This is a genomic window from Thauera sp. (assembly GCF_034003485.1).
Taxonomy (GTDB): Bacteria; Pseudomonadota; Gammaproteobacteria; order Burkholderiales; family Rhodocyclaceae; genus Thauera.
On the sequence record NZ_JAVEYL010000035.1, the window covers coordinates 1 to 22,846 of the forward strand.

20 protein-coding genes are annotated in these 22,846 nt (G+C 65.2%); 11 read left to right on the forward strand and 9 right to left on the reverse strand.

Annotation, left to right across the window (positions count from 1 at the left end):
* Window positions 1-46: 46 nt before the first annotated feature.
* From RBT54_RS15955 to RBT54_RS15995, 9 genes are all read right to left on the reverse strand, one after another.
* Window positions 47-922 (reverse strand): CoA transferase subunit A, encoded by an 876-nt coding sequence (locus tag RBT54_RS15955; protein WP_320368050.1) that lies wholly within the window; start codon window positions 920-922, stop codon window positions 47-49.
* Window positions 923-948: 26 nt separating this feature from the next.
* Window positions 949-1,851, reverse strand: coding sequence for a VOC family protein (locus RBT54_RS15960; RefSeq protein ID WP_320368051.1), 903 nt, complete (start codon window positions 1,849-1,851; stop codon window positions 949-951).
* Between the two features lie 207 nt (window positions 1,852-2,058).
* On the reverse strand, window positions 2,059-3,387 hold the full coding sequence (locus tag RBT54_RS15965) for an FAD-dependent oxidoreductase (protein WP_320368052.1): 1,329 nt from the start codon (window positions 3,385-3,387) through the stop codon (window positions 2,059-2,061).
* Window positions 3,387-3,803: a hypothetical protein gene (locus tag RBT54_RS15970; RefSeq protein ID WP_320368053.1), complete on the reverse strand. Its 417-nt coding sequence runs from the start codon at window positions 3,801-3,803 to the stop codon at window positions 3,387-3,389. Before RBT54_RS15970 ends, RBT54_RS15965 begins: the two co-directional genes overlap by 1 nt.
* 254 nt (window positions 3,804-4,057) lie before the next feature.
* The gene (locus RBT54_RS15975) at window positions 4,058-5,017 is read right to left on the reverse strand and encodes an OB-fold domain-containing protein (protein ID WP_320368054.1); all 960 of its coding nucleotides are present in this window, start codon (window positions 5,015-5,017) and stop codon (window positions 4,058-4,060) included.
* Window positions 5,018-5,022: 5 nt separating this feature from the next.
* On the reverse strand, window positions 5,023-6,234 hold the full coding sequence (locus RBT54_RS15980) for a thiolase family protein (RefSeq protein WP_320368055.1): 1,212 nt from the start codon (window positions 6,232-6,234) through the stop codon (window positions 5,023-5,025).
* A 234-nt stretch (window positions 6,235-6,468) separates the two neighbouring features.
* Entirely contained in the window at window positions 6,469-6,669 is a 201-nt protein-coding gene (locus RBT54_RS15985) for a hypothetical protein (RefSeq protein WP_320368056.1), read from the reverse strand.
* Window positions 6,670-6,840: 171 nt separating this feature from the next.
* Window positions 6,841-7,464 carry a nuclear transport factor 2 family protein gene (locus tag RBT54_RS15990; protein WP_320368057.1) on the reverse strand — a complete coding sequence of 208 codons (624 nt, stop codon included), beginning with the start codon at window positions 7,462-7,464 and terminating at the stop codon, window positions 6,841-6,843.
* A 28-nt stretch (window positions 7,465-7,492) separates the two neighbouring features.
* On the reverse strand, window positions 7,493-8,227 hold the full coding sequence (locus tag RBT54_RS15995) for an SDR family NAD(P)-dependent oxidoreductase (protein WP_320368058.1): 735 nt from the start codon (window positions 8,225-8,227) through the stop codon (window positions 7,493-7,495).
* 224 nt (window positions 8,228-8,451) lie between these two features.
* Between RBT54_RS15995 and RBT54_RS16000 the strand changes: the two genes are divergently transcribed.
* The 11 genes from RBT54_RS16000 to RBT54_RS16050 all read left to right on the forward strand — a co-directional run.
* Entirely contained in the window at window positions 8,452-9,798 is a 1,347-nt protein-coding gene (locus RBT54_RS16000) for an MFS transporter (protein WP_320368059.1), read from the forward strand.
* A gap of 30 nt (window positions 9,799-9,828) precedes the next feature.
* On the forward strand, window positions 9,829-10,659 hold the full coding sequence (locus RBT54_RS16005) for an alpha/beta hydrolase (RefSeq protein ID WP_320368060.1): 831 nt from the start codon (window positions 9,829-9,831) through the stop codon (window positions 10,657-10,659).
* A 7-nt stretch (window positions 10,660-10,666) separates the two neighbouring features.
* A complete protein-coding gene (locus RBT54_RS16010; protein ID WP_320368061.1) occupies window positions 10,667-12,799 on the forward strand; it encodes an FAD-dependent oxidoreductase in 2,133 nt (710 codons plus the stop codon).
* Between the two features lie 122 nt (window positions 12,800-12,921).
* Entirely contained in the window at window positions 12,922-13,377 is a 456-nt protein-coding gene (locus tag RBT54_RS16015) for a nuclear transport factor 2 family protein (RefSeq protein WP_320368062.1), read from the forward strand.
* A gap of 299 nt (window positions 13,378-13,676) precedes the next feature.
* The gene (locus RBT54_RS16020; protein WP_320368063.1) at window positions 13,677-15,410 is read left to right on the forward strand and encodes an SLC13 family permease; all 1,734 of its coding nucleotides are present in this window, start codon (window positions 13,677-13,679) and stop codon (window positions 15,408-15,410) included.
* A 499-nt stretch (window positions 15,411-15,909) separates the two neighbouring features.
* Window positions 15,910-16,809: a sulfate adenylyltransferase subunit CysD gene (cysD, locus tag RBT54_RS16025; protein ID WP_281048864.1), complete on the forward strand. Its 900-nt coding sequence runs from the start codon at window positions 15,910-15,912 to the stop codon at window positions 16,807-16,809.
* The gene (gene cysN, locus RBT54_RS16030) at window positions 16,809-18,716 is read left to right on the forward strand and encodes a sulfate adenylyltransferase subunit CysN (RefSeq protein ID WP_320368064.1); all 1,908 of its coding nucleotides are present in this window, start codon (window positions 16,809-16,811) and stop codon (window positions 18,714-18,716) included. Before cysD ends, cysN begins: the two co-directional genes overlap by 1 nt.
* Window positions 18,717-18,768: 52 nt before the next feature.
* Entirely contained in the window at window positions 18,769-19,551 is a 783-nt protein-coding gene (gene cysQ / locus RBT54_RS16035) for a 3'(2'),5'-bisphosphate nucleotidase CysQ (protein ID WP_320368065.1), read from the forward strand.
* 174 nt (window positions 19,552-19,725) lie between these two features.
* Complete coding sequence (locus tag RBT54_RS16040) at window positions 19,726-20,388, forward strand: TetR/AcrR family transcriptional regulator (protein ID WP_320368066.1); 663 nt, start codon at window positions 19,726-19,728, stop codon at window positions 20,386-20,388.
* 10 nt (window positions 20,389-20,398) lie between these two features.
* Window positions 20,399-21,583: a sulfotransferase family protein gene (locus RBT54_RS16045; RefSeq protein WP_320368067.1), complete on the forward strand. Its 1,185-nt coding sequence runs from the start codon at window positions 20,399-20,401 to the stop codon at window positions 21,581-21,583.
* The coding region (locus tag RBT54_RS16050; protein WP_320368068.1) for a hypothetical protein at window positions 21,576-22,846 on the forward strand (1,271 nt) is incomplete at its 3' end. The genes RBT54_RS16045 and RBT54_RS16050, both read left to right, overlap by 8 nt.

Genomic DNA, 22,846 nt, shown 5'->3' on the forward strand with positions numbered 1-22,846 from the left:
TCGGCCAGGGTGAATTCAGTGTTGTTGCTCATGCCGCTCGCGCTCCTCAAAACACCGGCAGGGGCAGCTTGCCCATGCGCTCGATGCCGCCGTTCTTGTCCTGGTAGGCGGCCTCGCCCGGGGTGACGAACTCGTCCATGTAGGCCTGCCAGCCACCGTCATCCGCCGCGCTGGCGACGTAGCGCTTGAAGTGGGCCATGTCCCAGCCGTATTCGGGCGCGCAAGTGGTCGGGTGGGCACCGCAGGGCGCATGCACCACGCCCTTCACCAGGTAGCGCTCGAAGGTGTTGAGGCGGGCGCGGTCCGGGGTGAGCGCCAGGCGCTCCTCGACGCGTTCGGCCGACACGTAGCAGGCGTCCGCCGCACGCGCGACGAGGTGATCGAAATAAGGGTCGCCGCCCTCGATCAGCGTGTTGCCGAGCTGATCGGCGACATTGACGTGCACCAGCGCGACGTCGAGCTTCAAGGCCGGCATGGCCAGCAGCACCTCGCCATCGGCGTAGGGCGACTGGATGGTCTTGAGCTCGGGGTTGAGCCTGGTGACATCGGTCGCCAGACCGCAGCGCGTCGGCAGGAAGGGCACCCGCATGCCGGCGGCACGCAGGCCCCACTGCCACATGCCCTCGTCGAGTTCCAGCAGCTCGAGTGCGCCGGATTCACGCACCTTGCGGTACCAGGGCTCAAGGGGGATGGCGTCGAGGGTAGCGAAGCCGAAGATCAGCTTCTTCACCTTGCCTGCGGCGCACAGCATGCCCACGTCCGGACCGCCGTAGGACACCACGGTGAGGTCCTTGACGTCCGAGCGCAGGATCTCGCGCACGATCGCCATCGGCTTGCGCCGCGGGCCCCAGCCACCAAAACCGATGGTCATGCCATCGCGCAATTGGGCGACGACATCGGTCGTCGTCATCAGTTTGTTCATGGATGCTTTCCTGTTGCCGGCCGCGCTCAGGCGGCCTGTTCCTGCTGGCCGACGCCGAAGTCGTGGCCCCAGATGCTGACGCGGGTGAATTCGAAGGCGTTGTGGCGTTCCCAGTCGCACTGCAGGCCGCCGTAGCCGTACTCGAGGTCGAAGCCCGAGGGCGTCTTCATGTAGAAGGAGATCATGCGGTCGTTGAGGTGCTGACCCAGGGTGGCCGACAGCGGCACCTTGTGCGCGGTGCGGCGGTCGTGGGCACGGCCGACCTCGGTCATCGAATCGACCTCGACCATCACATGCACGCAGCCGCTCGGGACCGGGTACTCGGCGATCGCCAGGCTGTGGTGACGCGCGTTGTTGCAGTGCAGGAAGTGGATGCGCACCGGCGGCGCGGCGGGGTCGGGACGGAAGTTGAAGATGTCCGACAGGCCGAAACCGAGCACGTCGCGGAAGAAGGCCGCAGTGGCGTCGAAATTGGGCGCCGGCATCACCGTGTGGCCCAGGCCCATGTCGCCGGTGAGGAAGCGCGGCACGCCCTGCGGCGACACGAAAGGCTGGCAGTCCGACAGATGACCCCAGCACAACTCGTGGCGGTTGCCCGAGGGGTCGGTCAGCACCGCGATGGCCTGCATGCCGCGCTGCGCGACCGTGGCGGCATCGGCCATTTCGTAGTCGACTCCCTTCCCCTCAAGCTCCGCGAGGGCCGCCTGGAAGGCTCGCTCGTTAGCCAATTCCCAGCCCGATGCGACGTAACGCGGCGCATCTCCCCGGACCACGAGGATGCGGAAAGGGCGTTCATCCATCTTGATGTAGAGCCCCTCGCCCGGCGCGGGCGAAGTCATCATGCCGAGCACATCTTCTGCGTAGCGCCGCCACTGCTCAAGGTCGTCGATCTGGGCAACAAAATAGGCCAGCCCGCGGATATCGATCATCGTGAGTGCTCCCCTCGGGAAATTTGATCGTGATGGGGGCATTGTGCGAACACTGGGCTGGATGCTCATCGTCCGTTGAGACTAAGCAACATCCCGGCTGAGCCCGGAGCTTGCGGCCAGGTTGACGCATGCTCCAGGTGAAGGCAGCGTGACGCCGGCACCATCCGGTACGTTACGAAAACGACAAGGCGTGATGAAACGCGCGCTTCAGATGCGCAATCCACCGAGGCCATCGATGAAGCGCGCAAGCGGGATCATGAAATGACGGATCTTCCACTCGAAGCGCCCGGGCGACGCGACGCTCACCGGCGTCTGCATGGGCAGAAGTAGATCCTGATGACGGTCATCGGCGAGCGCGTGGGCGAGATTCATGCCCAGCAGCGGGCCAATCACATTGCCGCCGGCGCCGAAGTTCAGCAGCGCGAACACGCCATCGGCCACCCTGTAGAGACGGGGGCTGCCAGCCTGATAGGCTGACGCCGAGTTGGCTGTCATTCCAGTCCAGTATGCTTCGAGTCCGATCGGGTGGTCCCGCGTCTCGGGCCAGGTGCGATTCAGGTGCCTCAGCAGGTAGCCGAAGTAGCGCTCGGCATCGTTCGCCCGCCCCGGCGCAGGAATGGTCGCGCTGATGAGGCGGTTCATTCCATCAAGAACCAGCGGGAAGAGGCCCAGCGGATACTGCGACATGACCACCCGCCCGGGGTCTATGACATCGAGCAAGGGCTTGGGGAGCGGCGTGGTGGCGACGCCGCAGGCCAGTAACGGATAGTGGGTGCCAGCTAGTTCGGGAAAGAACGCGTTGCCTGCATGACCGTTTGTGCATAGCACCACGTTCGAAGCCGTGACGCCTCCGTGCGGCGTGCGAACACACCAGCGACGGCCGACCGGCGTGCAGCTTTCCACCGGGGAATCGCCGAAGACCAGCGCCCCGGATCTTGCTGCCGCATCGACCATGCCATTGGTGAAACGATGCGGATTGACGCGCCCGCCCTCACGCCAATGCACACCAAAACTGTAGCGATCGGTACCGAGCAACTCGCGCAGGCGGCCGCGATCCACGACATCGACGTCATAGCCCAGCCCACGCCAGTAATGAACATTTTTGGTCATCGAGGCATATTCGCGATACGCGGCCGCGACCATACCGCACGGTGCCGCATCGGCGTCGATGCCATGCCGCTTGCACAGATCGAAAACGATGTTTCGATGCTGCACGAAGTAATCCAACAAGCGCTCTCCCCGATCGGGCCACGACGCGCGATCGACGAGCTTGCCGAGATAAGGCAGAACCTGCCCGGCATTGCGGCCCGAAGCGCCATCGGCCGGCTGTCGCGCCTCGATCAGTGCGACACGTACGCCGCGCTCGGCAAGATGCAGCGCCACCGAGGCGCCGACCACGCCAGCGCCGACCACGGCGACATCGACATCGATATCCGACTTCAGCGCCGGCCAGGCGCGAACATCGTCCGCAACCCACCCGCTGCGCACAATCGGGACTGTGCCAGCCTCGTACGCATCGCCGTCCGGGCGTTTCATCACTCCCGCAACCCCCATGGGTAGAGGCGTGCGTTGGTGATTGCCTGGTGCAACCACAGCGCCGCGATGATCCATACGGCGACAGGTACGTGCCTGCCGTCGAGCAGCGCAGCCAAACCGTGCACCAGAAGAAATATGACCGCCATGCCCTTGTAGCAGGCTAGAAACAAAAGCAGCCCGAGGTGCGGTCGCGGTGCACGCATCCCTGCAATGCTCGCCAGCCCGACGCCCAGGATCACGCTTCCGTACAGGATCGCGGGATAAGGCGCGCCCCCCAGGTCAATGCCAAGCAAGCCCCAGAACCAGACCGGCCAGCACACCATGACGAAGCCGAGCGCAAGGGCGCTCGGCACGCTGACTCGAAAGGCTCTTCGGACCTTCTCTTCGTCGTAGTCGCCCCCGAACAGTTTCGTCATGCTTGTTTCCAGAAGGTGGTGAACAGGCGATTGACGATGCCAGAACAGACTCCTTTCATCATCACCCATCAGGACTATTCGTACATCCCCGCCCTTCTCGAGTGTCTGATGAAAAAAAATGCCGCCGACCCTTGCGGGCGGCGGCAAACCGTTTGAGGAGGAAACCAGTCCAAAGGACTGTAGGTACGACCACTACTGACAACAACTGCAAACCCGCCGGAGAGGCCGGGGCACTACGCACTACAAAAAGGGTTCTACATGTAAAGAATGACAAGATCGTTGATGACCGACGGGCGCTCACTGCCGACGACATGCGTAACGATCTCCATCGTCATCTGCATGCCCTTGGGCAGCCTCTCGACCGTTTTGACCCGCGACCGGGCATGGATGCGCGAACCGGCCGGCACCGGCGCCGGGAAGCGCAGGCGATCGGAGCCGTAATTGACCATGTTGTTGAAACCGATGACCTCGTAGTCGAGCGGAATGCGGAAGCGCGACTGCAACACCTGCACCAGCGCGCCGTGGGCGATGGTGCCGCCGAAGGGGCTCTGCTTGCGCGCGCGCTCGGGATCGATGTGGATCCAGTAGTCATCGCCCGACAGCTTGGCGAATTCGTCGATCAGCGCCTGATCAACCACCACCTGATTGCTCCAGGCCGAATAGGTCTCGCTGACCAGCGCCTTCATCGCCGCCTCGTCATCGAAACGCACCTGGCGCTTGCCGGCCACCGGCGCAGTACTCGCCGCCGCCTCCGCTGCCGCGGCGAGCGCGGCTGGGGTGCTGTCGATGCGGGAAGGGAAATCCTTGTCCGCTGCTGTAAAGCGCAGCAGCGCGGTGCCATCCGACTTTACCGTGTCGAACACCGGCTTCACCCGCATGCCCACCTTGATCTCGGACTCGTCAAGCCCGATCAGCGTGGTGTTGATGCGCGCACCTTCTTCAAGCTCGACCACTGCCATCTTCTGCGGCATCTCGTCGGCGAAGTCGGGCAGCGTCGGAATGCGGGTCAAGGTGTAGGTGTACAGGGTACCCGTACCCTTGACCTCCTTCCATTCCAGGTCCTGCGACCAGCATTTGTCGCAGTGGCGGCGCGGAAAGAAGATCCAGTGCCCGCAGGATTTGCACTGCGGGAGGCGCAGTCGGCCTTCCTTGAGACCGTTCCAGAACGGTGCCGAAATCTCGGTCTGGGTCGGCAGGGGTTTGTTGGTCGACATCCTGGTCACGCTCCCTGGAGAATCAATGCGCCCTGCTCGCTCATGACGCCACCGGTGCCCGATACGAACACGGTGTCGCAGCGCTTGAGCTGGCGCTCGCCGGCGCGGCCGGAAATCTGGTGGAAGGCCTCGATGACCTGCGACATGCCACCGGCGGTGCCGCTCTGGCCGAAGCTGAGCTGGCCGCCGTGGGTGTTCATCGGGAAGTTGCCCTTGTAGGTCAGGTCGTGCTCGCGCACCCAGCGCATACCCTCGCCCTTGGGCGCGAAGCCGGCGTCTTCCAGCGTCAGCAGCACGGTGATGGTGTAGCAATCGTAGATCTGCGCGGCGTGGATGTCGCTGCGCTGGATGCCCGCCATCGCGAAGGCGCGCTCGGACGCGGGGCCGATCGGCGTGTCCGTCATCTCGGTCGCGTAGGTCGGCGACTTGAAGGACAGGTGTTCGCCGAAGCCGGTGATGCAGGCGCCACGGTTCTTCGCCCGCGCCGCAACTTCCTTGGAGGCGACGATCACCGCCGCACCACCGGCCACCGGCATCACGATCTCGAGCACGCGCAGCGGTTCGGCCACCATCTTGCTCGCCAGCACGTCCTCGATGGAAAGCGGCTTGCCGAAGAAGCTGGCGTCCGGGTTGGCGAGCGCATTGGTGCGCTGATCGACCGCAATCTTGGCCATCGCCACGGGGTCGTAGCCGTACTTGGCCGCGTAGCGCTGGGCAATCATCGCGTAGCCGGTGTTCTGGCCCATGTGGCCGTAAGGCAGGTCGAATTCGGCCTCGGGTGCGCCGAAGGCAGTGCTGTGGCCGCCGAAGCGCATCGCGCGGGCCATCCAGCTCGGGTCCTCGTCGGGGCCGAAGGGCGCCATGCGCGCCGGGATCACACACAGCACGGCCTGGCATAGCCCCATCTCTACGGCCATCGCAGCACGCCACACCGCAGCGACCGACGAGCAACCACCGAGGTCGACAACTTCGGCGAAATTGAGCGACAGGCCAAGGTATTCGGCCGCCATCGCAGGCACGAAGACCTGCGCCTCGTGGAACTGGGGGCCGTGAATCACCAAGCCATCGATATCCGATGCCTTCAGCCCGGCATCAGCGAGCGCCTGGCCGGCCAGATCCGCCACCTGCTCGAGGTGGAACATCCGCGGCGCAGTCGTGTACTTCTCCGGCCTGTATTGCGCTGCGCCGACAATCGCGGCATTTCCTTTGAGACCCATTCTCCCTTACCTCATTGATCCGGACACTGTGCGGTCCCGGGCTGGAAACAACGATGCCACAGACCTTCACGCGCTCAATCGTTCAAATCGACTAGGCGGAATGTGGGGTGGGTTCGGCATCAAGCATCGGGCGCAGCGCCGGAGGGATCACCCCACCCACGGTCCTGCGGAAGGAGGACAGGCATGCACCAAGAGGCCGCGCCAGAGCGTAGCCCGAAGGCGGAAACGACGTACTCAGCGCAGCATCACGACGGCCGTATCCGAACCACCCGGTACGGTTTCGGGGATGACGGGGGCCATCATGCAAGCATGGGAACTACAGTGGCTACCGGTCAGCTGCGCAACCTGGACCGGGCGCGAACTCCGATCCAGCAAGGTGAACATGAATCCGACAAGCCCCGCAATCAATGCGACAAAACAGATTTTCGCCAGCATTTCACCCTCCTTCCTGTGCACAAGGAAAACTGCCTCGATACAGGATCTGTCAGGCGCCGATCGATCGACTGCCCGCAGAGTCTCCTCCTGCTCCTGGTTCGCACACTGACAGCAAACGACCCTGCGAACATCGTCCACTCGGACGATATTCGCAGGGTCGCCATCCATTTTTCAGCGAACTCTGATGCGCGGATCCGGCGCCCCTTTTCGCATCGTCTCGAGAAAATGCTCGATCCGGGCGGGCGCAGCCACCTCGGGCAGACTGCTCTTGTCCGGGCGCGCCGCCCAGAATGCCTGCCATGACGGGAACAGGGCATGGAAGCTGCCCTCATACGGCTCACGCCCCGGCCAGCGCATCTTCATGTCGCCGATCGGCGGTCGATTCAGATCACTGGCGTACCAGTAGCACGGCAGCCGGCGCCGGAAATACCAGCGACCATCGATACGCTCGTAGTCGTCCCAGTAGAGCATCTGCATGATCACCCACTCCGGTCCGGTCTCATGCTCGTTCTTGGAATAGACGACACCAAAAGCGTGGTCCGGGTCCTTGAACTCGATGATGTGCTGGCCGATGTGATGGGATGTGCCGGTGAACTGGTTGCGTAGCGTGTCATCCACCCAGGCCTTCAGGTGCGCACGTCCAACCTTCTCCTTACCGACACGGATGTCCGGCGCAAACAGACCGACGTGCGCATCGAGATCGCGCATGTCGAGCGACAGCGCGTACTTACCGACCAGTTGGCGGATCTCGTCGATGGACTCGAGTCGATCGATGCGCGCCTGAAGCGCTTCCATTTCCTGTGCCATCGCGCAAGCCCCCGACTCAGATGAAACCCATGCCGCCATTCACCGCCAGGTTCTGCCCGGTGATGTAGGCAGCGTCCTCGCTGGCGAGGAAGGTCGCGACGCGCGCGATGTCGTCAGGCTCGCCAACACGCCCGAGCGGGATGGTCTTGATCATCGCCTGCATCCACTCATCGGGGATGCCAGCCAGCATTGCGGTGTTGGTCGCACCCGGGACGATCGTATTGACGCGGATCCCGCTGGCGGCAACCTCCCGCGCGATGCTGCGGGTCAGTCCCATCACGCCAGCCTTGGTGGCGATGTAATGGACCGGCCCCTCGCCCGTGACCGCCCCGGTGCTCGAGATATTGATGACCGCGCCCTTGACGCCGTGTTTCTGCATCAGACGCACACCCTCGCGGCAGCACAGAAAGGTACCGGTCAGATTGACGCCGATCACCCTGTTCCAGTTGTCGTCGGGGACCTCCGGAAAGCTGTCCACAGCACCGATCCCTGCAGCGTTGATGACGACATCCACGCGCCCGAAACGTGCCTCGGCGTCTGCGAATGCCTTGCGGACAGCCTCCGCATCGGCAACGTTGCACGCCACGGCAAGCCCCCGATCGCCCAGCTCGGCAACGGTCTCGGCCGCCGCCTCAGCCTTGATGTCGGCTGCGACGACCTTCGCCCCAAACGCCGCGAAGCGAAGGCAGATTGCCTTGCCCATTCCCTGGGCCGCGCCCGTGACGAACACCACCTTGTCCGAAAAATCCATTTCTGTCTCCGATTCGTCCTGGCAATCGGCGGAGATCGCCGAGCCTGGACTCATCATTGCGCCGCACTCCTGCGCGTACATCGTCCACGGGGACTAAGGCCAGGGACGCACTGCGCGGGCCGTCGTCTGAATGGACGATGCCGCAAAGCACGGGGCGCATAAGGATAGATCGCTGAAACCCTCAACCGGCGGTACCACCCGCCCAACGCTCGCCGTCAAGGAGTATGGCCGTGAATGCAAGCCCCGGCGCCCCGCAACGCCCGACCTGGCATACGCACTACGCCTTGGCGATGCTGGCGACCATCTACGTCTTCAACTATATCGACCGGCTGGTCATCTCGATCCTGATCGAACCGATCAAGGCGGAGTTCGGCATCTCGGACACCCAGATCGGCCTGCTGTCAGGGGTGGCCTTTGCCATCTTCTACACGCTGTTCGGCTTCCCCTTTGGCCGTCTGTCCGATCGCATCGGCCGAAAACCGGTGATCGCAATCGCCTGCATTGCATGGAGCGGCATGACCATGCTGTGCGGGCTGGCAACCAGCTTTGCAATGTTGCTGCTGTTCAGAATCGGGGTCGCAGTGGGTGAGGCCGGCGGCACCGCACCTTCCGTGGCAATGGTCTCGGACCTGTACCCTCCGGAGAAGCGCTCGCGCGCGCTGTCCGTCTTCCTGATGGGGCCCAGCCTGGGGGCCGTACTCGGTCTCGGCCTCGGCGGGTGGATTGCGCAGACGTACGGCTGGCGGACCGCGTTCCTCGTCATCGGCGCACCCGGCGTGTTGCTGGGCCTCCTGCTATGGCTGACCGTGCGCAACCCCGCGCCTCCGGCACCCGTCACTCCGGCTGCAGGCGCCACGAAGGAGAAGTGGACCCACACATTGCGGGAACTCCTCGCCACCCCGGGATTCCTGCTCGTGGTTCTGGCCGGCACGCTCGCAGCGGTGATGGGGTACGCGATCGGCACCTGGAACCCCAGCTTCATGATCCGCTCGCACGATCTCAGCATGCAGCATGCTGGCCTGCTCGTCGGGTTGGGCGGCGGCCTCAGCGCGACGGTCGGCACCCTGCTGTGCGGCAGCGTCACCGACCGTCTGGTCGCACGCGATCCGGGCTGGCAACTCGGCGTGCCGCTCATCGCCTGCCTCATCAGCGTGCCCTTGGGTCTTGGCTTCTACCTCTGGCCTGCGGGTGTCGCATTCCACCTGGGCGCCATCCCGATTCCTGAGGCGTACTTCTTCTATCTCGCGTTCAGCTTTGCCGCCACATGGTGGTCCGTGCCCTGTTTTGGCGCCATCAGCCATCTCTTCCCACCGAACCGCCTGGCACAGGCCACCGCCATCTTCGTCATGGGCATGACCCTGTTCGGTGTCGGCCTCGGCCCGATCGTGGTCGGCAGCCTGAGCGACTTCTTCGCGGCCAGCATCGGCAAGGAGGCGCTGCGCTACGCCCTCGCCAGCACAGTGGCGCTCTACGTGCTGACCGCGCTGTGCCTGCTGGCCGCAATTCCCGCATACCGCCGTCGGCTTGGGCGTGCAGCCTCCAGGCAGGGTACTGCAGCCGCCGGCGCATGAACGACAAATGATCCACCAGGAGCTTCACGCATGACCTCACTCGATCTGCCCATACCGCTCGACCAGTTCGCCGAACTCGACAATGGTCTTCGCCTGCACTACCTGGATGTCGGTGAAGGCCCTGTTGTGGTGTGGCTCCACGGTAGCGGACCAGGCGCGAGCGGCTACAGCAACTTCAAGGGCAACTACCCGGCATTCGCCGAGGCCGGCTTCCGCAACATTGTGCTCGACCTGCCAGGGTTTGGTCGCTCGGACAAACCGGCGGACATCCATTACGACCTGGACTTCTTCGTTTCGAACCTGAATGCCTTCCTGAAGACGATCGGCGTGGCCCGCTGCACACTGCTCGGCAACTCGCTTGGCGGCGCGATCGCCCTCGGCCAGGCCCTGGCCCATCCGGAGACGGTCGAGCGTCTGATCCTGATGGCGCCCGGAGGCGTCGAGGCGCGCGAGACTTACTTCCGCATGGAGGGCATCGTGCGGATGGTCGAAACTTTCGCCAAGGGTCCGATGGGGCCTGCCGAGATGCGCCACGTGATGAGCCTTCAGGTATTCGACCCGGACATGCTCGACGACGAGATCATCAACGAACGCGCAGCCATCGCCCCCTTGCAGCCAGCCAACCTGTTCTCGACGATGATGGTTCCGGACATGACCGCGCGCCTGCACGAGATCTCGGCGCCGATCTTCGGCTTCTGGGGCACCAACGACCGATTCAATCCGCACACCGGCGCGCTGAAAGTGATCGAGAACGCGCCGGATGCACGCATCGTTCTCCTCAACCAGTGCGGCCATTGGGTACAGGTGGAACACCGGGATCTTTTCAACCGCAGCTGCATCGATTTCATGATCAGAGGGTAAGCACGCCATGAGCGCATTCGACAACCTGCTGCAACCCGGCCGCATCGGCACCATGGCGGTGCGCAACCGCATCGTCATGGCCCCAATGGGGTCGAACTTCGCCGAAACAGACGGGACTTGCGGCGAACGCATCCAAGCCTATTATGAGGCGCGCGCCGCAGGCGGCGTCGGGCTGATCACGATGGGCGTCGGTGCGATCGCCTACCCGCACGGCACCGCCGAGCCCTACCAGGTCGGTCTCTCGGACGACAAGTTCATTCCTGGTCTCAAGGGCATCGTCGACCGGGTACATAAACATGGCGCAAAGATCGCCATACAGCTCCAGCATGCCGGCAAGACCGCGGTGCGGGACCTCGCCGAGGGCCGCGAGCTGTGGGTGCCTTCGATGCCGCCGGCGGTCAAGACCGACATGTTTGCCGCGCTCACCCAGGAGGAGCTCGGCGCCTTCATCAGCTCGTCCAAGAGCCGCGAGAAGGCGGGCGTGAAGATCCGCGTCATGGACAAGGCCGACATCGCGCAGATGATCGAGTGGTTCGCAGCAGCCGCCGACCGCGCCCGGCGCGCCGGCTTCGACGGCGTCGAGATCCACGCTGCGCACACCTACATCATCGCCGGCTTCCTGTCGGGCTACTTCAACAAGCGAGACGACGAGTACGGCGGCTCCATCGAGAACCGCGGCCGCTTCCTGCGCGAGGTGATCGCCGCCGTGCGTGAGCGCGTCGGCGCCGATTACCCGGTCTGGCTGCGCCTGGACGCCTACGAGCTCCGGATGGACGGCGGCATCACGCTCGAGGAAGCCAGGGTTTTTGCGAGGATGGCCGAAACGGCCGGTTGCGACGCGGTGAGCGTTTCGGCCTATGCCAATACCAGCACCGGTGTTGCCTTCACCGAAGCGCCGCTGGTACAGAAGAAAGCAGGCTTTCTGCAGTGGGCGGCAGAGATCAAAGACGCGGTGAAGATCCCCGTGATTGCCGTCGGCCGACTCGAGCCCGAAGTTGCCGACAACGCCGTCGCGGCAGGTCAGTGCGACTTCGTTGCGATGGGACGCAAGCTGCTGGCCGACCCCGAGCTGGCCAACAAGCTTGCCGAGAACCGGCCCGAAGACATCCGTCCCTGTATCTACTGCTATGTCTGCGTCAGCCAGATTTTCATCAATCAGCGCGTCAAATGTGCAGCGAACCCGATGACCGGCCACGAGGCCGAGATCCGGCTCATCCCGGCGGAGAAGCCCGGGCATGTGCTGGTGGTGGGCGGCGGCCCGGCCGGGATGGAGGCTGCCCGCGCTGCAGCGCTGCGCGGGCACAAGGTGACGCTGGTCGAACGCGGCAGCAGGCTGGGTGGCACATTGTTCTTCGCCGCACTCGCCTACGCGGAGAACGGTGCCTTGCTCGACTACCTGACGACACAGATGAGGAAGCTGCACGTCGACGTAAGGCTCAACACCACCGCCACCCCCGAGCTGATCCGCCAGTTGGGGGCAACCTCGGTCATCGTCGCGACCGGCGCAGAGCGCAACGCTCCTCCCATCCCCGGTGCCGAACTGGATCATGTGTGGTCTGGTGACGAGCTTCGCCGCCTGATGACCGATGACCGCGCCGAGGAGATCGCGAAGCGCAAGCTCTCGCTCGCACAGCGCGCCCTGATGAAGGCCGGCAGCCTTGTGGGCGTCACCGACAGCGCCGACGCCATCCAGAACCTGTCGCGGGTGTGGATGCCGCTGGGCAAGAAAGTCGTGATCATCGGCGGCGGTCTGGTCGGCGTCGAACTCGCGGAGTTCCTGGTGGATCGCGGCCGCGAGGTCGTGGTGCTGGAAGAAGGGCCCAGCCTCGGGCGCGAGCTGTCGATCGTGCGCCGCTGGCGCGTTCTCGACACCCTGCGCGAGCACGGTGTGGCGCTGCACACCCGGGTGAAGATCGAATCGATCGACAAGAAGGCAGTGCGCTACACCGATGCCGAAGGCCAGCATCACACGCTGGCTGCCGACTCCGTGGTGCTCGCCGTTGGCGCCCGGCCCGACGACACCCTCGCACGCTCGCTGGAGGCGGCTGGCGTACCGGTCAGCTCAGTAGGCGACGGCGCACAGATCAGCTACATCGAAGGGGCCGTGAAGTCGGGCATGCTCGCTGGCCTGAGCGCCTGAAGGCCTGAACGCACTTTCAGATCCTCCCTCGGCCGGGTGTGCGGCGTTCGTCTCCGCCACCCGGCTTTTTTTCTTCCTTCCGCCCATCGCACGCGCGCGCGGCGGGGCAAACGGAGCACTCGATGGACACGTCCGCCACCGCGATTTGCAACCTCCTCTACCGCTACGCCGAGGCCATCGACGAAGGCCGCCTCAAAGACGCCGCCGCCCTCTTCCTCCACGCCCGTATCGAGGCCGGCGCCGCCGGCCCGCTCGACGCCGACGGCCTGCTCGCACTGTGGCGCAAGATCCTTGTGATCCACCCGTGCGGCACGCCGCGTACGCGCCACCTCGTCACCAATCCCATCCTCGACATCGATGAAGCTACCGGCACCGCGCAAGTTCGCTCCTGCTTCACGGTCATGCAGGCCACTGACGACTTTCCACTGCAGATCATCGCCAGCGGCCGTTACCACGACCGCTTCGCGCGCATCGGCGGCCAATGGTGCTTCGTCGAGCGCGACTACCGCCAACTCGATTTCATCGGCGATCTCAGCCAGCACCTTCGGATGCCGTTGAAACAGACGCAGAGGCTCTGAGCGCCAATACATCAGGGTGATCACAACCCGCCCACCCCGATGAGAATTGATGGGACCGAGCGCACAGGAAACCGAGCTTCTTCACATTCAGCCGGAATGCATCTTGAGGTCAGTCGCAAGCGCCTGTTATTCAATGCCTTAACAAGTTTTGCGCGCGCGCTCGAAGTGTCCCGAAGCGAGTAGCCGTCCGCGTATACGAGGTGTTCCAATCCTGGCAAGGACAGCGCCAGGACCATGCAGACACCACACCTCACCCACCTTGCAGCCCCTGCGGGCTCGACCCCGGTCGCAGGCAAGCGATGACGGCCTATCTCGTCCTCGCTTCCCTCGCCGTCCTGCTCGCACTGCTGTTGAGCGGCCGCTTCAAGCCCGCGAGCCTGTTCGTCAGCTGGGCGGTCGGCTATCACCTGCTGATCGGGACGGACGAAAAGAGCTTTCTCGCCAGCTACGTGAATCCGGGCTTGGTCACGCTGGCGCTGCTGCTGATGGTTTCGCTGGTGCTCGAGCGGGCGCCCTTGCTCGACGCCTTGCCGGCGCGCCTCCTGCGCGGACGTCCGACGTTCGCCGTGTTGCGCCTGACCGGCTTCACTGCGATCGCTTCGGCCTTCATCAACAACACCGCGATCGTCGCCGCGCTGCTCGGCATACTGGCCCGGCAACGCCATCTCCCACCCTCGCGCGTCCTGTTGCCGCTGTCGTACGCTGCGATACTGGGTGGCATCACCACCTTGATCGGCACGTCCACCAACCTCGTCGTGAACGCCTTTGCCGTCGAAGCCGGGCTGCCGCCGATGGGAATGTTCGACCTCGCCTGGGCAGGGGTGCCGATCGCGGTCGTGTGCCTGATCGTGCTCGCCATTGGCAGCCGCCATCTTCCCCTTCATGAGGGCGGCTCCGAAACGCAGGCCCAGCGCTACTTCCTCGAGGCGCGGGTGATGCCGGGCGCGCCGCTGGTCGGACGCACGATCGAACAGAACCGGCTGCGCCAGCTCGATGGCCTGTACCTGGTCGAGATCGTTCGCCAGGGTCATCTCATCTCACCGGCGAGTCCGAGCGAGGTCCTGCAGGCGGACGACCGCCTGATCTTCACCGGCGAGATCGCAAAGGTATCGACCCTGCAACGCTTTCCCGGCCTGCAGCTTTTCGGCCATCAGAGCGGCGCGCTGCTGCACTCGAATCTCGTCGAGGTCGTGATCACCGGCGAATCGGAGCTCGACGGGCGCACGCTGCGCAATCTGGATTTCCGCACCATGTTCGACGCGGGGGTGGTCGGCATCCGCCGTAGCAGCCAGCAACTCTCGGGTCAGTTGGGGCGGATCGTCCTGCACGCCGGCGACTGCCTTCTGCTCGCCACCGGCGCGGACTTTGGCCAGCACCGCAACCTCGACCGCAACTTCGTGATCGTCAGCGGCGCCCCCGTCAGGCCCCGTTTGAGCCCGGGTCAGAGCCTCCTGGCCTTTGCCGGCTTCTTCGCCGTGATCGTGCTGGCAGCGCTCGAGCGCCTGCCGCTGCTGCCGGGGCTGCTGATGCTGACCGGGCTGTTCATCGCGGCCGGCCTGCTGGAGGTGGCGGAGATGCGCCGGCGCTTTCCCTTCGAACTGGTGCTGATCATCGGATCGGCGCTGAGCATTGCGCGGGTCATGGAGGATTCGGGCGCCGCCGGGCTGATCGTGCAGGCAATGAGCGCGGTGTCCGCCGGCCATGGGGTCTGGGGCGCCTTCATCGGGGCCTACCTGATCACGCTGCTTCTGACCGAGATGCTCACCAACAACGCCGCCGCCGCGCTCGGCTTTCCGATCGCCCTGGCGGCCGCACGGGCCTTCGACGCCGATCCGACGCCGTTCATCATGATCGTGTGCTACGGCGCGAGCGCCGGCCTCCTCGTTCCTTTCGGCTACCAGACGCACCTGATGGTGTTCTCCACCGGGCACTACCGCGCGATGGACTTCGTGCGTCTGGGCCTGCCCATCACGCTGGCCTACAGCGCCGTGGCGCTGACGGTCGTCCCCTACCTGTTTCCCCTCTACCCCTGACGCGGTCCCGTACTGCAAAAACCGAGCTTGTTCACATTCAGCCGGAACGCATCTCAAGCAAGGTCGCAATACACTGTTTTTAAAATGGTTTTCTTTCACCCCCAGCAAACAGCGAGGGGTTCAAAGCGAGTAGCCATCGTCGTATCTGAGATGCTTCAATTTTGCCAAGGACAGCACCCAGACCATGCAGACACGACACTCCGAACCCCTCGCAGCCCACGACGCCACACCTGCCTCGCAGCGTGTCACGCGCGCTGCCACCACCGGATCGCCGGCTGCCGCGCTGCGAACGTCCGCTGCGCCAGCGCAGCACGCTCTACGAGGTCGTGCCGCCTGCGGCCGATGGCGCCGCGGTCGGACCACCCCAGCGCCCGCGGCAGGTGCATAGGCTGCACGCGACCGCCTGAACCCCCACGCTCCACGCAGTACCGAACCGCGCCGCCCCGGTGGCGCGGCCGGCCCCCCACGTCCCTAGATCCCGCAACAAGCAGGAGAATCCATGACACTCACCCACCTGCAACGGCTCGAAGCCGAAAGCATCCACATCCTGCGCGAAGTCGTCGCCGAGGCCGACAACCCGGTCATGCTGTATTCCATCGGCAAGGACAGCGCGGTCATGCTGCACCTGGCGATGAAGGCCTTCTACCCGGCGGTGCCGCCCTTCCCGCTGCTGCACGTCGACACGCGCTGGAAATTCCAGGAGATGTACCGCTTCCGCACCCGCATGGCGCAGGAGACGGGCATGGACCTGCTGGTGCACATCAACCCCGAGGGCGTGGAGAAGGACATCAACCCCTTCACCCACGGCTCGGCAATCCACACCGACATCATGAAGACCGAGGGCCTCAAGCAGGCGCTCGACCAGTACGGCTTCGACGTCGCCTTCGGCGGTGCGCGCCGCGACGAGGAGAAGTCGCGCGCCAAGGAGCGCGTGTTCTCGTTCCGCACCGCCCAGCACCGCTGGGACCCGAAGAACCAGCGCCCGGAACTCTGGAAGCTGTACAACGCCAGGAAGCACAAGGGCGAGTCGATCCGTGTGTTCCCGCTGTCGAACTGGACCGAGCTCGACATCTGGCAGTACATCTACCTGGAGAACATCCCGATCGTGCCGCTGTACTACGCCGCCGAGCGGCCGGTGGTCGAGCGCGACGGCACGCTGATCATGGTCGATGACCACCGCATGCCGCTCAAGCCCGGCGAGGTGCCGATGATGAAGAAGGTGCGCTTCCGCACCCTGGGCTGCTACCCGCTGACCGGTGCGGTGGAGTCCGAAGCCGACACGCTGCCGGCGATTATCCAAGAGATGCTCCTCACCCGGACCTCCGAGCGCCAGGGTCGGGTGATCGACCACGATTCCGCCGCTTCCATGGAAAAGAAAAAGCAAGAGGGGTATTTCTGATGGCACACGTTTCCGACCTCATCGCCACCGACATCGAGCAGTACCTGAAGGCGCACGAACACAAGAGCCTGCTGCGCTTCATCACCTGCGGCAGCGTGGATGACGGCAAGAGCACGCTGATCGGGCGTCTGCTCTACGAATCGAAGATGCTGTTCGAGGACCAGCTCGCCGCGGTCGAGGCCGACTCGAAGAAGTTCGGCACCCAGGGCGACCAGATCGACTTCGCGCTGCTGGTCGATGGCCTCGCCGCCGAGCGCGAGCAGGGCATCACGATCGACGTGGCCTACCGCTTCTTCTCCACCGACAAGCGCAAGTTCATCGTCGCCGACACCCCGGGCCACGAGCAGTACACCCGCAACATGGTCACCGGCGCCTCCACGGCCGATGTGGCGATCCTGATGGTCGATGCGCGCAGGGGCATCCTCACCCAGACCCGGCGCCACAGCTACCTGGTGTCGCTGCTGGGCATCCGCCACATCGTGGTGGCGATCAACAAGATGGACCTGGTCGACTACTCGGAGAAGGTCTCCCGCGACATCCGCGAGGACTACACCGCCTTCGCCGCACAGATCGGCCTCGAGGACGTGAGCTTCATCCCGCTGTCGGCCTTCAGGGGCGACAACATCATCGAGCCCAGCAACGCGATGCCCTGGTACCACGGCAGTACGCTGATGGCCTACCTGGAAACGGTCGAGATCGACGACGCACGCATGCAGCGCGCGCCCTTCCGCCTGCCGGTGCAGTGGGTCAACCGCCCCAACCTGGATTTCCGCGGCTTCGCCGGCCAGGTGGCGAGCGGCGTGATCCGCCCGGGCGACCGCATCCGCGTGCAGCCCTCGGGGCGCGAGAGCACGGTGGCGCGCATCGTCACCCACGGCGGCGACCTGGCGCAGGCCGTCTCCGGCCAGTCGGTGACGCTGACGCTGGCCGACGAGATCGACATCTCGCGCGGCGACGTCATCTCCACGGTGGAGGCCCCCGCCGAGGTGGCCGACCAGTTCGAGACCACGCTGGTGTGGATGCACGACGAGCCGATGCTGCCCGGCCGCCCCTACCTGCTCAAGATCGGCGCCAAGACGGTCACGGCCACGATCACCGACATCAAGTACCAGGTGAACGTGAACACCCTCGAGCATGTCGCGGCGAAGAAGCTGGAACTGAACGCGATCGGCGTATGCAACCTCAGCCTCGACCGTCCGATCGCCTTCGATGCCTATCGCGACAACCGCGACACCGGCGGCTTCATCCTCGTCGACCGGCTGTCGAACAACACCGTCGGCGCCGGCCTGCTGCACTTCGCGCTGCGGCGCGCGCACAACATCCACGTCCAGCACGTCGATGTCGACAAGGCGGCGCGTTCGGCCCTGAAGCACCAGAAGAGCTGCGTGCTCTGGTTCACCGGCCTGTCGGGCGCGGGCAAGTCCTCGATCGCCAACCTGGTCGAGAAGAAGCTGCACGCGCTCGGTCACCACACCTACCTGCTCGACGGTGACAACGTGCGCCACGGGCTGAACAAGGATCTGGGCTTCACCGACGCCGACCGCGTCGAGAACATCCGCCGCGTGGCCGAGGTGGCCAGGCTGATGGTGGATGCCGGCCTCATCGTGCTCACCGCCTTCATCTCGCCCTTCAAGTCCGAGCGTCGCATGGCGCGCAGCCTGATGGGCGAGGACGAGTTCATCGAGATCTTCGTCGACACGCCGCTCGAGATCGCCGAGCAGCGCGACGTCAAGGGCCTCTACAAGAAGGCGCGCCGCGGCGAGCTGAAGAACTTCACCGGCATCGACTCGCCTTACGAGGCGCCGGAGAACCCGGAGCTGCAGCTCGCCACGCCGCAACTCTCACTCGACGCGGCCGCCGACGCGGTCATCGCCACGCTGCGCCTGCGCGGCGTCATCGCCGACTGAAGGCAGCGGGCCCGCACGGGCCCGCTCTCCCCACACACGAACAGGAACCACCATGACCCAGCGATACGAACCGAGCGCCCTGCTCGACGCCCTGCTCCCGGTCGCCCGCGCGGCCGGTGACGAGATCATGAAGATCTATGCCACCGATTTCGCGGTACGCGGCAAGACCGACGCCTCCCCTGTGACCGAGGCCGACGAGCGCGCCGAAGCCCTCATCCTGCCCGCGCTCGCCCGCCTCAGCCCGGACATTCCGGTGGTCTCCGAGGAGGAAGCCGCGGCCGGGCGCATTCCCGCGGTGGGCGAGCGCTTCTGGCTGGTCGATCCGCTCGACGGCACCAAGGAGTTCATCAGCCGCAATGGCGAATTCACCGTGAACATCGCGCTCATCGAGCACGGTGCCCCCATGCTCGGCGTCGTCTTCGCCCCCGCCCTCGACCGCCTGTTCGCCGGCGCAGCCGGGATCGGCGCGACGGTGGAGGACAAGGGCGTGCGCCGCACGATCGCGTGCCGCACACCGCCCGCCGAAGGCCTCACCGTGGTGGCCAGCCGCTCGCACGGCGACGCAGAGGCGCTCGCCGCCTTCCTGGCAGGGCGCAAGGTCGCCAGCCAGACCAACGCCGGCTCCTCGCTCAAGCTGTGCCTGGTTGCCGCCGGCGAGGCCGATGTCTATCCGCGCCTGGGCCGCACCATGGAGTGGGACATCGCCGCCGGTGACGCCGTGCTGCGCGCCGCCGGCGGCATCGTCCGCACGCTCGACGGCACCACCCTGCGTTATGGCAAGGCCGATTTCGCCAACCCCCACTTCGCCGCCTGGGGCACGACCGCCGCGGCCTAGCGCAACAAAAACCGAGCAAGGCTCAGTTTATGCGAAAGGGAATCTGAAGCAGCCTGCAAGCCACTGTTTACAAGACGCTTTGAATCCACCCGCCGTTCGCCTCCGTACATCGAAAGCGAGTAGCCAGGCGGTGGATGGCTTGCTCCAATGACCACGTCACGCGAAGGAATGCCCATGGCCTCCCACCACTCTCCACTGCGCCGCAACCCGACCCAATCCCGAGCGACCGCGACCCTGCGCGCGATTCGCGAAGCGGCGCTGCGCATTCTCAAGGAGGAGGGGCATGCACGCCTGACCACCAACCGCATCGCCGAGGTTGCGGGGGTCAGCATCGGCAGCCTTTACCAGTACTACACCGACAAGCACGCCATCGCGGCCGACATCTGCAATGCGCTACTGACCTCGGAGCTCGACGAGATCAAGCGGCTCGACCGCCAGGCAATCGCCCTGGCGGAGAACTCGCTCGATGCGACGCTGGCCTTCTTCGTGGAGGAGCAGGTTGCGCGCCACCGCCGCCTGTACCTGCAACTGCAGGATTTCTACCTCGAGATCCACTGGAAGTACGACTTCGAGGCCTATTCACGCAAGCGCTACCCCAACAAGCCAAGCACTGCCGAGTGGCTGCCGTCCGCCCTCGGACGCCACAAGGACGCGTTGCGGGTGAACAACTTCGCGCTCGCCGCGCAGATGGTGGCCAACGCGCTCGAAGGCACGATCCACGCCACGCTCGACCGCAACCCAGACCTGATCCTGACCCAGGACTTCGTCGACGAGCTGCACGCCATACTCGTCCGCTATCTCAAGAAGATGCCCGGCGAAGGCATCCCGAACGACTAAGGAGACCCCCTTGCTGTACTACTTCGACTTCACCGTCTGGTTCAAGCTGCTGCGCCTCGTCGGCCAGGAGCCCAACTCGCGCCGGCGGCGCGGGCTGTACAAGCTCCTGCTGCTGCATGTGCCACTGCGCGCCGCGTTCACCGCCGTGTGCTTCTTCCTCGACGGCATCCTGTTCCCCGGCCTGTGGCGCACGCGCGTCAAGACGCCGGTCTTCATCATCGGCCACGCGCGCAGCGGCACCACGCTCGCCCACCGGCTGATGGATGCCGACGAGCGCTTCTCGACCTTCAAGTACTACGAGCTGCTGCTGCCCTCGCTGCTGCAGAAGAAGCTCGTGCGCCTGGCCGCCTGGATCGACGCCCACCTGCTCGGCCGCGCGCTCGAGCGCAGGCTGCAGGCCTGGGAGAAGCGCAAGTTCGGCCCCATGCAGCACATCCACAAGATGGGCCTGACCATCCCGGAGGAAGACGACCTGCTGTACTTCAACTCCTGCGCCTCGGGCTTCTGGCTGACCAAGCTCCCTTACATGAGCGAGCTCGATTTCTTCCACATCGACCAGCGCCCGGCCGCGAGCCGGCGCCGGATGATGAAGTTCTACCGGGAATGCGTGCGCCGCCAGCTCTACCTGAACGGCAGCGACCGCATCCACCTGAGCAAGAACCCGACCTACTGCGGTCGCGTCGAGTCCCTGATCGAGGCCTTTCCCGATGCGCGCTTCGTGATCCTCTACCGCAACCCGCACGAGACCATCCCCAGCCTGCTCAAGCTGCTCAACGTGGGCTGGAAGCTGCAGGGCAACCTGTCGGAGGACCGCATCCGCGAATCCAACCAGGTGATGACCGGACTCTCCTACGAGTCCTACCTGCATCCGCTCACGGTGCTGGAACGCCACCCCGCGACCCCGCGTGCAGTCATCGACTACCGCCGCCTGACCACCGACCCGAAGGGCACGATCGAGGACGTCTATCGCGATCTCGGGCTCGACATCACCCCCGCCTTTGCGAGCTTCCTGGAGGCCGAGGCCGCCCGTACCCGCAAGCACGAAACCGAACACCGCTACAGCCTGGCCGAATTCGGCCTCGACGACGCCGAGATCCGCGCGCGGCTGGCGCCGCTGTTCGAGCAATTCCACTGGGACGAAGACGTCCCCGCCGCCCAACACAAGGACAAGGAAAAGGAGCTGGCCCATGCATGAGCCCAACCCCCGGCACGATGCCGTCTTCGAGGCCGTCAAGGCCCACGTCGAGCCCCGCGACCCAGAGACACGCGACGCCGCAGTCCAGCTACGCCAGGCCTGGGACGGCATGATCGCGCAGCTGCAGGACGCCCGCGACGCCATCGACGACCCCAAGCTGTGGCCCCCGCCCGCCACGCCGCGCAACCTCGCCGAAGGCTACCGCTACGTGCTCGGCTTCCTGTACGGCTCGATCTCGCGCTGTCTCGGTCCGACGCCGGAGTTCCCCTACTTCGTGCGCGCCATCCAGCCGCTCAACCGCTCGACCATCGACAACTGCGACGCTCTCTACCTGATGGCGCCGATCGACGGCAACTACAGCTACACCATCCGCGGTCGCGCCGCCGACACCAGCGCCTGGCGCGGCGGCAAGGCGCCGGCCGGGGTGCGCAAGGCCCCGCACTACGTGATCTTCGAGACGCCCAGCGGCTACTCGGGCGAAAGCGGCAGCCTCAAGGAGATGACCCCCGGCTCGCGCATCAACTGCGCGGAGCTGGACTGCACCGAGCTCAAGGTGGAGGCCGACGGCCGCTTCGAGATCCTGCTCGCGCCCGAGAAGCCGCCCGGCTACGAGGGCAACTTCATGCTCACCCGCGCCAGCCGCACGCGCAAGCAGAAGGACGGCAGCAGCGTCACGCGCGAGTACGTGAGCCAGCTGGTGATGCTGCGCGAGCTGTTCTCCGACTGGGAGCATGAGGACCTGCTCGAGCTCTTCATCTACCGCAACGACCTGCTCGGCAGGCCGATGCCGGCCTACACGCCCGAGGTCGCGGCCAAGCAGATCGCAGACATCGGCCGCTTCACCCGCAACCAGGTGCACTTCTGGAACGAGTTCTACGCCGTCGTGTGCGAGTGCTACGGCGACATGAACGGCGACGGCCAGTGCTTCATGCCGCGCAACGACTTCAACAAGCCCAATGCCGCCTCGCTCGCCACCGCCGGCGGCATGGCCACCAACGTGTATTGCGGCGGCATCTTCGAGCTGGCAGCCGACGAAGCCCTGGTGGTCGAGATGCACCAGCCGGTGGAGCCGGTGTACATCGGCTTCAGCCTGGGCAACATGTGGGGCGAATCGCTGGACTTCGCCAACTACCAGAGCAGCCTCGGCGGCCTGCAGGCGCACCGCGATGCCGACAACGTCTTCCGCCTGGTGGTCTCGCACACCGACCCGGGCATCGCCAACTGGCTCGACACCACCGGCCAGCCCGAGGGCTACATGGCGAT